The sequence below is a fragment of the Pseudomonas sp. P108 genome (assembly GCF_032613195.1).
In the GTDB taxonomy this organism is placed as follows: Bacteria; Pseudomonadota; Gammaproteobacteria; order Pseudomonadales; family Pseudomonadaceae; genus Aquipseudomonas.
In genome coordinates this window covers 3,246,124-3,258,415 of record NZ_CP126691.1, presented here as the reverse complement: position 1 = coordinate 3,258,415, position 12,292 = coordinate 3,246,124, and the positions used below count along the sequence as shown (strand labels likewise).

Sequence of the window (12,292 nt, the reverse complement as noted above, 5' to 3'; positions counted from 1 at the left end):
TGCTATTTCTCCTGAAGTGGCCATATTGCCATCATTGTGTGCAGGGTCGATAGCCGGTTCATGCGTTAAGTCATGCCGCAATCCTTCACTCTGGCTGTTATTGGACGGCAGACAAGATCAATGCAGTTGCCGCTGCCTCTGCAGTTCCCTCTTTAACCAGGCGCTTGCTGGCTCTACTTTTTCTTTACATCGCACCGCATACGCTCGGCCACTCAGGCTGCTTTCAGTGGCAGCAAGATCGATGAAGTCTTCCGCGCTGTGCACCCTGTTTTTGCCTTCCAGATAATCCAGCTTCTGCTGTAGATGCACCCGCGCGCGGGGTCCCGGGTATTCGATTCCGTTACGCACGAACTGACACGGGCTGTGTTCGACAAAGTCCAGCAAGGCCTTTATCTCTTGGGTGGCTTGCGGGTCGGTTTGGCCCTGCGCATCCGGAACGATGGCGGTAAGGCCGCTGCCCGCAACCACTAGCAACAGGCTGAAAAGCCGCACCATATCCCTCACCCCCTATCCTCTGCGCGACAATGAAAGTATCGAAGTGAGCACCAACAGAGACCACGGCGCCCCGCACCATCGTTCGTCGATGACCCACGCGCTATAACATCCTTTCCAGCCCGATGGCGCTGCTGAGCCACGCATTGAAGTGCCGCCACCAACTCCCCGGCTCCTTGGTCAACGTATGCTGTTTGCCCTCATCCTCGGTGACCCAGACCATCTGATTCCTTTCCAGCACAGTGTGGTAACTGAGCGCCGGCGCCATACCTTCCAGTGCCAGTTCACGCACCCGTCCGGCGAGTTGCGGATTATCGACCAGCACCCCGACTTCGGTGTTCCACAAGAGTGAGCGCGAGTCGAAATTGAACGAGCCGATAAACGCTTTCTGCTGGTCGAAAATCATCGCCTTGCTGTGCAGGCTGGAGTCTGAACTGTTGGAGGATCCGCTATGAAAAAGACGCGTTCCGCTGCCGCTGCCACCATTGTCACCGGCCTGACGCCGCAACTCGAACAAGTGCACACCATGCTCCAGCAAGGTTTGCCGATACGGGGCGTACGCACCGTGCGCGGCGGGCACATCGGTGGCCTCCAGGGAGTTGGTCAGCAAGCTGATCGACACGCCGGCGTCGGCACGGCCGGTCAAGTACACCACCCCCGGTTCGCCCGGCACCATGTAGGCCGAGACCATGATCAGTTCTTGGGTGACCCCGTTCAGCTCGGGTGCCAACTGGGTGGCCAACAGCAAATACGGGGCGGGCTCGCCCTTCGACAAGACCTTGCTCGGCGCGTCCCACAGCGCTTTGTTCCAAGCCCAGATCAGCTCCTGCCGCCAGACCTGCAGGCGTGGATGCGTGGTGTAGGTCATCAATTGCTGGTACAGCGCATGATTCTGCTTGCGCGTTTCCTCCAGGGACTCCTCCAGCCGGGTGCGGCTGTTTTTCAGGTCGCGGGTCGTCGGGTGGATCGAGAGAAACTGCTCGATCGGCTTGCTCAGTGCACTGTTCCAGTACTCATCAAAACTATGCCCCAACTGCTCCGCAACCGGACCGACACTGAGCATGTCGATGTCTCTGAAATTCTTGTCGGGCTGCGCGTCAAAATACTCATCGCCCAGATTGCGTCCACCGACGATGGCGACGCAGTTGTCCACCACCCACAGTTTGTTGTGCATGCGCCGGTGCTGCTGCGACAGATTGAACAGCCGGCCCATCGTCCGCGTTACGACGGTACTGCGGCCCAGGTGCAACGGGTTGAAGACGCGGACTTGAATCTGCGGATGCGCAGCCAGTGTGGCGATAATCCGGTCAAGGTCATCACTGGTGGTGTCATCCAGCAAAATCCTCACGCGCACGCCGCGGTCGGCAGCGGCCAGCAGTTCGCTCACCAGTATTCGCGTGCTGATGCCGTCGTGGACGATGTAGTACTGCAAGTCGAGGCTGCTTTGCGCATTGCGAATCAACTCGGCGCGGGCCGAGAACGCCTCGGCACTCTCGGACAACAAGCGAAAGCCCGATTTACCCTGATGGGGAGCGGCCTGAGCCAGGACAGAACGACCGAATGCCGAATCGCGCGCTGGCAGGGCCTGACTGGGTTCATGAGAAACATTGACGGTCGCACAACCGGCAAAGAGCAAGACAAGCAACAGAAAGATAAACAGTGGCTGTCGGGTTTTCACGGAGCGTACTCCGACGGTGACGATCAGGGATGCCGGATCCCGAAGAACGGCCTGTTGGTTCCCTCCATCACTCTGGTCGACTCGACCTTGCGCACTGTTTCTTCGATCTGCGGGGTTGTTTCAGGAGCGTAGTTCATCCGCTGTCAATTGCGGGAATTGCCCAAGGTGGAAAAGCGCGTATCAATAGCCAGCGGCCAGAAAAAACACAACTGGCAAAGCTGATGAAAATGACACCGCAACTCATTTTCGTATCCGCTACGATTTGGCGACCCATCACGCCAACCGCAACGGGTCCGGAAGCGGCCGCTGATCAACGACCGCGGCCGAACCGCAGCGCACATTGCTGTCAGGATTTATCAGTGAGGGCTGGCGGTCGGACGAACCACAATTTCACTCACATCGACATCGTCGGGCTGGTCGATGGCATAGGCGAGCGCTCGCGCGATGGCGTCGGCGTTGAGCGCGACACGCCGAAAGGCTTTCATTTCCTCGCGTGCCACCTCATCAGAGATGGTATCGGCCAGTTCGGACTCGACGACCCCCGGGCACACCACCGTGACGCGGATCTTGTCCGTTTCCTGGCGCAAGCCATCCGAGATCGCCCTGACCGCAAATTTGGTCGCGCAGTACACCGCGGCGGTCGGAGAAACCGCGAGACCGCCAATCGACGAGATATTGATGACCTGGCCGAAACCTTGTGCCTCCATGTCCGGCAAAACGGCGGCGATACCGTGCAGCACGCCGCGAACGTTGACATCGAGCATCTGGTTCCACTCATCGACCTTCAACGAAGTCAAAGGCGACAGGGGCATCACGCCTGCATTGTTGATGATCACATCGACCTTGCCATGTTGCGCCTTGGCGAATGTCACGAAGGCGTGCATGGATTGCAGATCCGTCACGTCCAGTGCGCGGGCACTGGCCGAGCCTCCTTCGGCCTGGATCTCGCCGACCAGTTTGTCCAGACGTTCGGTACGGCGGGCGCCGAGTACCACATGGGCACCTTTGGCGGCGATCAATCTGGCCGCCGCTTCGCCAATACCACTGCTTGCACCGGTAATCAGGACGACTTTGTTTTGAATGTTCGACATATCCGTAGCTCCTGCTCTCTGCATTGAAGTTCAGCAGCGACCGCTGAAGATGCGGGCGTTGCTGCGGGGTACGTCGAAAGATTAAGGGCACTGGCCTGCGCGGCGCGTGCCAAAACCTGCGCAACTTTTGCCTATTCGTGTCTGTGTTCATCTCCCGCAAATTTTGTGGCGGACCGGCACTCAAGCGCCACGGAAATCGCTGGGCGTTACGCCCGCCTCGCGACGAAATACCTGGGAGAAGTGACTGGGGCTGGAGTAGCCGACCTCCAGCCCGATCTCGATGACACTAAGCCGGGTCTCCAGCAACAAGTGCCGTGCACGCACCATGCGCAAGCGAATGAAGTACTGCGAAGGCGACAGTCCCGTCGCACGCTTGAACAGGCGGCTGAAGTGGTACTCGCTCAGTTCGGCCAGTCTGGCCAACTTTGCCAGGCTGAACTCAGCGGCCAGATCCGCACTCATGGCATCAGTGACTTTGCGCAGCTTGTAGGCTTGCAAGGCGTTGACTCGACGTCCGGGTCGGGTCTCGGCGCGATAGCTGCGCACAAGATGTACGGCCAGCGCCTGAGCCAGAGACCGGACGAACAGAGCACTGGGCAAGCGCTCCCCGACCAGTTCGGTGCGCAGCTGCTCCATGACATACGCGACGCGCCCATCCCGTGCGCCGGAAACATCGCGAAATCGAACAGCCCCGGCATGCTCCCCCAACAACTCCCGTGACGCTTGCTCAATCAGCGGCAACCCCAAATAAAGATGCATGACTTCGAAGGTATCGCCTCCGTACGTCTGCCAGCGCATTTCATAAGGCTCATCAGAACTGGTGAGAAAAAAATCGCCGGCACTGACTTCTGCCGCCTCCCATGCCCCACCCGGCAGGCGCTCCTCCACCCTCGCCGCCCCCGCCAGAACCAAAACGAGCAGCGGTTCTACCACTGCCGGCACGAGAATGGGCTCAATGACGCTGCGATGGGTGAACAACTGAATCACAACGTCCTTGATTTCCAGACGCGGTGTAAACGTCTGCGCATCGCCTGGCAGATATTCACGCATCGATTCCCCAGTGATGCGCAAGTCCTGGCTGGATGTCGGTGCCTGGGACGTTCGCACGGTAGTTGCCATGAACAGGTCCTTTTAATAAGGGAGGCCGGATCGATGATATCGGGCTTTTTTCGCTGGCTGAACCGAGCGGCGAACCGTCCTCACTGATATTCGGCGCAAAACCCCGACAGCGTAGGCAATCTCACGAAAGCCGGCTTCGCCGCGCTGCGAGACAGTAGGCCCGTCGCCGTTGAAAGACACGGCTTATCCCCTACTTGATCACAATGCTGGAGAACATCATGACCGACATCAAGCACAGCACCCCGAACGAAGTGGCAGGTAAAGTCGCCCTGGTGACTGGCGCGGCCAGTGGCATCGGCAAGGCCATCGCACTGCTGCTGCATGCCCGCGGCGCCAAGGTCATTGCTGAAGATATAAACCCCGACGTGGAAGCGCTGGCCCGCCCTGGTCTGGTACCACTGGTGGCCGACATCGCTAAGGACGGTGCCGCCGAGCGTGCGGTCGCGTTGGCCGTCGAGCAATTTGGCCGGCTGGACATCCTGGTCAATAACGCCGGCATCATCATCATCAACAAGCTGGTCATCGACATGACTCGCGAGGACTGGGAACGCATTCAGGCGGTCAATGCCACGGCGGCCTTCCTGCATAGCCGTGAAGCGGTCAAAGCGATGATGCCCAATAAATCCGGCTCGATCGTCAACATCGCGTCCTACGCCTCCTACTTCGCCTTTCCCACCATTGCCGCCTACACCGCCTCCAAAGGCGCACTGGCGCAACTGACGCGCACCCTGGCGCTTGAGGTCATTGGCCACGGCATCCGCGTTAACGCGGTTGGCGTCGGGGATGTGGTGACCAACATCCTCAACCATGTGGTCGACGATGGCCCTGCTTTTCTTGCCCAGCATGGCGAAGCCGCACCGATCGGCCGCGCCGCACAACCGGAAGAAATCGCCGAAGTGGTCGCGTTCATCGCCTCGGATCGTGCCAGCTTCATGGTGGGTTCAGTGGTCATGGCCGACGGCGGTATGACTGTCACAGCCGGGTGAGCCACTGCAGGAAAAAGCCGCTGCATGCTCGGCAAGCCCGAGAGGATCAGGCAAATCTGCGGCAGTTTCGTCGTAATACCTCTGCGCTTGGCTACGTAATATGAAAGCACGCAACGGATGCAGACACAGGCCACGGCAGGCCGCTCAGGTGAACAACGTCAATGAGGACTGAACAATGAAAAACGCCAAACAAGCCGCGCCTGAGCATCGTTACGCAGGCATGTGGGTCACCGCGGATGGATTCATCCGTCACGAACTTCTGGCCTCTGGGCGTTACGACGAGGCCCGTGGTAAAAATAAGAGCGCTTATCAAGGCCGCTACGAAATGGTCGGTGACTACATCCAGTACTGGGACGACACCGGCTTCACCGCCGACGGGCATTTTCATGACGACGTGCTGTATCACGCCGGCATGATCCTCTATCGGCAATGAGCACTTTGATTATGTCGGATGAATATCGTCTGCCTGGACAATTGCGCGCAGACGCTCATGAACACTTGTGAGAGCCTTGAAATGGAACAGAGCGATGCTTTCATCCTGCAAAACACGGCCATCTACCGCGACGAACTGGTTCGCCTGCTGACGCAACGCTTTACCACGCCCGGGATCTATGAGACCGCCATTGCGCCCCTGCATGTCATCCGTTTTGACACGCCTTCGGAGCTTATCCATACCGTGCACAAACCGGCACTTTGCCTGATTGTGCAAGGACAAAAGGAAATCGGCCTGGGCGACGACCAATACCTGTACGACCCGCTGAGTTACCTGGTGGTCTCGGTGACGCTCCCGGTTGCCGGGCGCGTGCTGCTGGCCAGCCCGGAGGCGCCCTACCTGTGCATCCGTTTTGATTTCGAGGCCACGGATATTGCCCAGGTCATCGCCGATGCGCCGGCAACGGGCGTCCCCGACGAACCTGAACTGGGTCTTTTTCTCGAGAAAGTCGATGTGCCCCTGCTCGAAACAATGCTGCGGCTGGTACGGCTGCTGGAAACACCGAAAGACATCGGCATGCTGGCGCCGCTCGCGCTACGAGAGTTGTACTACCGCCTCCTGCGAGGCGTGCACGGACGTCGGCTGTACGAACTTGCCCTCGGTGATTCGCAGACTCGACGGGTGACGCGGGCCATTGATTGGCTGAACAAACACTACAACCAACCCTTACGCATCGAAGAACTTGCCAGGGTCGCCAATCTGGGCAGCTCGACATTGCATCATCGCTTCAAGGCCGTCACCGCGATGAGTCCGCTGCAATATCAAAAGCAACTTCGCCTGCAGGAAGCCCGCCGCCTGATGCTGGGTGAAGGCCTGGATGTGGCGAGTGCCTGTTATCGAGTGGGCTACGAAAGCCCATCTCAATTCAGCCGCGAGTACAGTCGCCAGTTCGGGTGTCCGCCCTCCAGAGACGCCAGCCGGATTCGGCGCCCTGCGTGAGCCGGCGCCCTTCACAAATACCAGCGATACTCCCGCGCACTGATCTCCTGCATAAACGCCAAATGATCCTGGCGTTTATTCTCGCAATACACATCGACAAACTCCGCACCCAGCCCCTCACGCAACTGCCGCTGATGCTGCATCGCGCGCACTGCCTCGAACATATCCTTGGGAAAATCGATCCCGCTGCTGCGGTCTTCATTCAGCGGTGCGATCGGTTCTTTGCCCAACTCCAACCCATGCTCCAACCCCACCAAAATCGCCGCCAGTACCAGATACGGATTGGCATCCGCCCCCGCCAAGCGATATTCAACCCGCAGGTTCTTCACGTCCGACTCGGGAATGCGCAAGCACGCATCGCGGTCTTCAAAACCCCAACTGGCCTTGGTCGCCGTATTCACCGTGCCGCCCAAACGGCGCATCGAGTTCTGGTTCGGCGCGAAGATCGGCATGCTGTGCGGCAGCAGTTCCAGGCACCCGGCGACCGCATGGCGTAACGGCTGCTGCTCATTCGCGGCCAGCAGATTATTGCCCGCCGAATCGTAGAGGCTGACATGCACATGCATGCCGCTGCCTGGATGCTGCAAGTACGGCTTGGCCATGAAGCTGGCGCGGTAGCCGTGTTTAAGCGCGACACCGCGCGTGCTGCGGCAGAACAACGCCGCCCAGTCCGCCGCACGCAAACCGTCGTCGAGATGGCCGAAGTTGATTTCAAACTGACCGGGGCCGAGTTCTGCGGTGATCACCGTGGCGTCGATGCCCTGTGCCCGCGTCGCTTCGACCATGTCATCCAGCACCGGCGCAAAGCGTGAGAGGCGTTCGATGTGCAGGTTCGGTTGATCATCGGCGTCGTCAGTCAGGTCGTCGCGGGCAAACTGCGGCAGACCGTCGCGCAGCTTTTTATCGAACAGATAGAACTCCAGCTCGAACGCTACCACCGGGTGAATGCCTTTGCGCGCCAAGCGCTTGAGCACTTGCGCGAGGACTTCACGGGGTTCGAATTCGATCGGTTTTTCGGTGCCGTCCGACGTGATCAGCATCTGCCCCAGCGGCTGCGCTTCCCAGGTCACCGGTTTCAGTGTGCCCGGCACCAAGCGGCGCACGGCATCCGGATCGCCGTCGTTGAAGCAGTAATCGCCGATCGGGAACAAACCACCCTGCACGCCCAGCAATACGCAGTTCTGCGGCAGTTTCAGCACACTGCCCGCCGCGACTTTTTCGAGCATGTCGATTGGATAACGCTTGCCATAGAAGTGCCCCGGAATGTCCAGGCAAATCAGGTCGACATAACGCACCTCGGGGTAGCGTTGGCGAAAGGCACGCACTTCGGCGAGCAGGTCAGCGCAGACAGCGTCCATCGTGTTCATCCTTTGTTGTGATCAGGTGTAGACCCAGAGCACGCGAGTCAGCTGCTCGGAGAGGTTGCCGTAGCGGCAGCGGGTATGGCTGTCGAACTGGAAGCTGTCGCCGGCCTTCAGCGTGACGGGTTCTTCATCGTCGCCCAGCCACAACGTCAGCTCGCCTTCGAGGACGTAACCGCCCTGCTCCGAGCTGTCGGTCAGATGACGGTCGCCGCTGCTGGCGCCGGCTTCGAGATGACTTTCGAGCATCGAGAACGAGGCGCGCATTTGCGGCGACACCAGAATGTCGGTGATGCCGTTGGCGTAATACAGCGTGCGGCGCTCATCCGGGCGTGTCACCCACGGCAGCTCTTTAGGCTTGGGCAGGCTGTAGAAATAGGTGGTCGGCACGCCGAAGGTTTCACTGATCGCGGTCAGGTCCGCCACGGTCGGCCGTGACAAGCCGCGCTCGACCTGCGAGAGAAAACCCACCGAACGGCCGATCTTGTCGGCCAGTTCCTTCAGGGTCCACTTCTTGTGCTTGCGCAGGTCGTGGATAAGGATCGCCAGCGCGGCGATTTCTTCTTGCTTGTTCATCGTCAAAATCTCATCAAATACTGTCGCGCAGTCGATACCAGGCCTTGCCGATGGCCTCCAGCGGTGCCGCGAAGTGCTTGCCACCGGGGAATCGGCCATTGCTCAAACCCTGATACAACGCCAATTCATCCGCCTCGCCGAGAATCGCGTCGGACACCGCGCGCGCGGCGGCCAATGTCGGCAGGACGCCGTGGCCCGAATAGCCTTGTAGCCAATAACGATTGCCCGCGCCGCCAACGTCCGGCGTGCGCTTGATCGTCAAATCGATGTGTCCGCCCCAGGCAAACTCGATACCGACGCCCTTCATCTGCGGGAATACCCGCTCAAGAAACGGCCGCGTCGCCGCCGCAATGTCCTTGGGCATGCCGCCGAGATACGTGCAGCCGCCGCCGAACAACAAACGGTTATCCGGTGTGCGCCGAAAGTAGTCGAGGACGAACTGGTTGTCGGTCACGCAGACATTGCGCGGCAACAGCGCCGTGGCCTGCTCAGGCGTCAGCGCTGCGGTGGCGACCTGGTAAGTGCCCACCGGCAGAATGCAGCTGGACAGTGGCGGGTCGAGTTCATCGAGATAAGCGTTGCACGCCAGCACCAGTACATCGGCGCGCACTGAACCGCGCTCGGTGTTGACCCGGAAGCCACCGCCCTGCTCCTGATAACTCAACGCTTTGCTTTGCTCGTGGATACGCCCGCCGGCCCGCTCGATGGCGGTCGCCAGGCCCAAGGCCAGTTTCAGAGGATTGAGGTGCGCGCCCTCAGGGTCGTACAACCCGGCCTGATAGCGGTCGGTGGCCACCCATTCCGGCAGTTGTTCACGAGGAATGAACTGCAAGGAATCGTGGCCCCATTTGAGGCTGGCCTCGTGTTGCCATTCGCTTAGCAGGCTGACCCGGCGCGGCATCACCGAGGCCCACAAATGCCCGGGCCGATAGTCGCAATCGAAGCCATGCCGCCCGGGCAATTCGCGCAATTCGTCGGCAGCCCAGCGCATGCCATCCCAAAGCCGTTTGGCCCGTTCATGGCCCAGCGCAGCTTCCAGCGGCGGCATATCGCAAGACCAGCCGAGAATCGCCTGCCCGCCATTACGCCCCGAGGCGGCCCACGCCACCCGACTGGCTTCCAGCACCACCACGCGTTTTCCCGCCAAGGCCAGACGCAGCGCCGTGTGCAGACCACTGAAACCGGCGCCGATGATCACCACGTCGGTGTCATGTTCACCTTCCAGCGCTGGCCGATCACGCAGAATATCGGCGCAACTGTGGGCGTAATAGCTGTCGACGTGCTGGCTGGATTGCAGGAACATTCGCGACCTCATGAAATTATCTTTTTATAATTTCATGAAAATCTACAGAGTATATTTCACGTCGGCAAGCCAAGGTGCTCAGTCACGCAGCCAAGACAGGTCTGCGCGCTGATAACGGTGGGCGCGGAATATCGCGTTGTTTTCGCCCGGCAAATAGCGTCGCGAGGCCGCATCGGGATACGTGGCGAAGTGCGGATTGACGTACTCCCAGACCACTTCACCAGTCGGAGTGACTTCGAACAAACGGCCGAAGTTGGCCTCGGTGATCAGCGTATTGCCGTTGTGCAAACGCTGCGCGCCGCCCATGAACGGGGTGAAAAAGGCATACCCCGGGGTGTCGGCGTATTGCCATTCGATGCGTTGCGTCGACGGGTTGATTTCGAGAATGCGCGAGTGCGGCATGCTCACGTGGGGGCGGAAGATGCCGTTGTCGAACACCAGCACGTTGCCGTTTTCCAGTTCACTCGGGCAATGCTGCTGCGCGACCAGATCGTGGCCCAGTCGCCACAGCACTTCACCACTGCCGCGCTGCACGGCGATCACTGACGAAACACTGCGCAGGCTGAGGATCACCTTGCCGTCACGGCCGGGGGTGACCGCGTTGGTCATCGGCCAATGGTGACGTTCGAACGCTGAGTGCAGCGGGTAATCCTCAGGGCGCAAGTGCTCCCAACTGCGCCATTCCCAGACCACATTGCCCTGACGATCGACCTCCTTGACCACGTCGGCATAAATCACCCCGCCCGGCGCCTCGCTGCCGGGAATGCCGCCCACCACGCGCCGGGCCAAATCGGCGCTCAATGGCTCGGCCGTGGTGTAAAGCAGATGGCCGTTGTCCAGCCATTGCGCGTCATGGTGGTGAAGCAGATCGGTGTGTTCCCAGACCACTTCGCCTTCCGGCGTCACTTCGCTGAACGCGCCGCCATGCCACACCGACCAGCCCGGAAAAAGATCCGGTGAATCAGGATGGTTGCCGTTGTAGCCGAGGTTGCCGTTGCGCAGGATCACCGCGTCACGGCCGGGGCGCTGAGGCAGTTTCCAGCGATGAACGACCTCGCCATCAAGGTCGATGAGGAACACATTGCCATCCGCCGTTTGTGGTGCGAACAGCGTGTAGCCGCCAGCGCTGCGGGCATGATCGACAGCGATCAGGCCGGTTTTGCGGCGCTTGAGTGTGGTGGTTTCGAGGTTGGGCATGGCTTTCTCCGGGCGTGTGAAAACCTGCCGCCAGCAACGCGGCAAGGTGAGCTCAAGGGTTATGGGTGGCTTGGCAGTAAAGGGTTGAAGCGATCGTCGAAGATCTGCCCGACCTGCAGCGGTCGCGGAATCAGACGCTCAGCGGCAAACAGATCGGCCAGACGCTGCTGCGAAGTGATGACTGACGACTCGATCGGCACGTAGTGAAGGTCCTGATGCGCGAGCATTTCCTGCACCAGCGCAACGGGAAGCCGGGTGGTTTGTGCGAATACTTCAGCCCATTCCTGAGGGTGCTCAGTGGCCCAGGCTTGGGCGCGGGCCAGCCTGGCGAGCAGATCGCCCAGTTGCCCTGCCCGCTGCGGATCACTCAATGCCTGCAGGCTGGCGACGGTGAAATTCAACCCGGTTTCCGGCCAGGCGCTGCCATCCACCAGAACCCGTGCACCGCGCGATGTCGCCTGGCCGACGAAGGGATACCACACCGCCCAGGCATCGAGCTTGCCGCTGGCAAACGCATTCTGTGCGTCCACCGGACTGACGTAGGCGATGTTCACATCCCGAGGCGCGAGGCCTGCTTTATGTAGCGCGGCCAACAACAAATAATGCCCGCTGCTGCCCTTGGCCACGGCCACCCGCTGACCTTTCAGATCGGCGACCTGCTGGACGCTGGAGCCTGCGGGAACCAGCAGCGCATTGTTGTTTTGCGCACCGCTCGCGACGCCGATGATGCGGATGTCGAAGCCACCGGCCTGCGCGAACACCGGCGGCGCATTACCCACGACACCGGCATCGATCGCCCCGGCGCTCAGTGCTTCGAGCAGGGTGGTCCCGGCCAGAAACGGATGCCAGGACAGCGCATAGGCAAGGTGTTGATCTTCACCGGCGGCGTGGAGCAATGCCTGGGTCAAACCGCTTTGATCGCCCAGTTTCAACGGCTCGGCAGTGGCCGACAGCAGCTGGTTGAGCAGCAACGCAACGCCGCACAGCAGCGCTTTTACAGGGTGTGCCAGCAGACGCTTGGCAGCAGGAAGTTTTACCGGCATTGTCGTGCGCTCAT

Annotated in this window: 12 protein-coding genes; 3 read left to right on the top strand and 9 right to left on the bottom strand. The window is 60.3% G+C overall.

The genetic code is table 11. The features are described 5' to 3' along the window. Positions 1 to 117: 117 nt before the first annotated feature. The 4 genes from QOM10_RS14215 to QOM10_RS14200 all read right to left on the bottom strand — a co-directional run bounded on the left by QOM10_RS14215 (position 118) and on the right by QOM10_RS14200 (position 4,380). Positions 118 to 495, bottom strand: a complete 378-nt coding sequence (locus QOM10_RS14215) for a DUF5329 domain-containing protein (RefSeq protein ID WP_127927473.1) — start codon at positions 493 to 495, stop codon at positions 118 to 120. Between the two features lie 100 nt (positions 496 to 595). Then, positions 596 to 2,170, bottom strand: a complete 1,575-nt coding sequence (locus QOM10_RS14210; protein WP_316918325.1) for a phospholipase D family protein — start codon at positions 2,168 to 2,170, stop codon at positions 596 to 598. Between the two features lie 356 nt (positions 2,171 to 2,526). Further along, on the bottom strand, positions 2,527 to 3,261 hold the full coding sequence (locus QOM10_RS14205) for an SDR family oxidoreductase (RefSeq protein ID WP_127927469.1): 735 nt from the start codon (positions 3,259 to 3,261) through the stop codon (positions 2,527 to 2,529). A gap of 180 nt (positions 3,262 to 3,441) precedes the next feature. Continuing rightward, positions 3,442 to 4,380, bottom strand: a complete 939-nt coding sequence (locus tag QOM10_RS14200) for a helix-turn-helix domain-containing protein (RefSeq protein ID WP_127927467.1) — start codon at positions 4,378 to 4,380, stop codon at positions 3,442 to 3,444. Positions 4,381 to 4,598: 218 nt separating this feature from the next. On the opposite strand from QOM10_RS14200, the gene QOM10_RS14195 reads away from it, so the two are divergent. From QOM10_RS14195 to QOM10_RS14185, 3 genes are all read left to right on the top strand, one after another. Further along, on the top strand, positions 4,599 to 5,366 hold the full coding sequence (locus tag QOM10_RS14195) for an SDR family oxidoreductase (protein WP_316918324.1): 768 nt from the start codon (positions 4,599 to 4,601) through the stop codon (positions 5,364 to 5,366). 175 nt (positions 5,367 to 5,541) lie between these two features. Then, a complete protein-coding gene (locus QOM10_RS14190) occupies positions 5,542 to 5,799 on the top strand; it encodes an Atu4866 domain-containing protein (protein ID WP_160039925.1) in 258 nt (85 codons plus the stop codon). A gap of 81 nt (positions 5,800 to 5,880) precedes the next feature. After that, the gene (locus tag QOM10_RS14185; protein ID WP_127930395.1) at positions 5,881 to 6,798 is read left to right on the top strand and encodes an AraC family transcriptional regulator; all 918 of its coding nucleotides are present in this window, start codon (positions 5,881 to 5,883) and stop codon (positions 6,796 to 6,798) included. An 11-nt stretch (positions 6,799 to 6,809) separates the two neighbouring features. On the opposite strand, the gene QOM10_RS14180 is transcribed toward QOM10_RS14185, so the two are convergent. From QOM10_RS14180 to QOM10_RS14160, 5 genes are all read right to left on the bottom strand, one after another. Then, positions 6,810 to 8,156 (bottom strand): glutamine synthetase family protein, encoded by a 1,347-nt coding sequence (locus QOM10_RS14180; protein ID WP_316918323.1) that lies wholly within the window; start codon positions 8,154 to 8,156, stop codon positions 6,810 to 6,812. A 21-nt stretch (positions 8,157 to 8,177) separates the two neighbouring features. After that, a complete protein-coding gene (locus QOM10_RS14175; protein ID WP_316918322.1) occupies positions 8,178 to 8,735 on the bottom strand; it encodes an XRE family transcriptional regulator in 558 nt (185 codons plus the stop codon). Positions 8,736 to 8,748: 13 nt separating this feature from the next. After that, positions 8,749 to 10,038 carry an FAD-binding oxidoreductase gene (locus QOM10_RS14170; RefSeq protein ID WP_316918321.1) on the bottom strand — a complete coding sequence of 430 codons (1,290 nt, stop codon included), beginning with the start codon at positions 10,036 to 10,038 and terminating at the stop codon, positions 8,749 to 8,751. A 78-nt stretch (positions 10,039 to 10,116) separates the two neighbouring features. Continuing rightward, positions 10,117 to 11,235: an aryl-sulfate sulfotransferase gene (locus QOM10_RS14165; RefSeq protein ID WP_150775520.1), complete on the bottom strand. Its 1,119-nt coding sequence runs from the start codon at positions 11,233 to 11,235 to the stop codon at positions 10,117 to 10,119. Positions 11,236 to 11,294: 59 nt separating this feature from the next. Continuing rightward, complete coding sequence (locus QOM10_RS14160; RefSeq protein ID WP_316918320.1) at positions 11,295 to 12,278, bottom strand: ABC transporter substrate-binding protein; 984 nt, start codon at positions 12,276 to 12,278, stop codon at positions 11,295 to 11,297. Between the last annotated feature and the right edge of the window lie 14 nt (positions 12,279 to 12,292).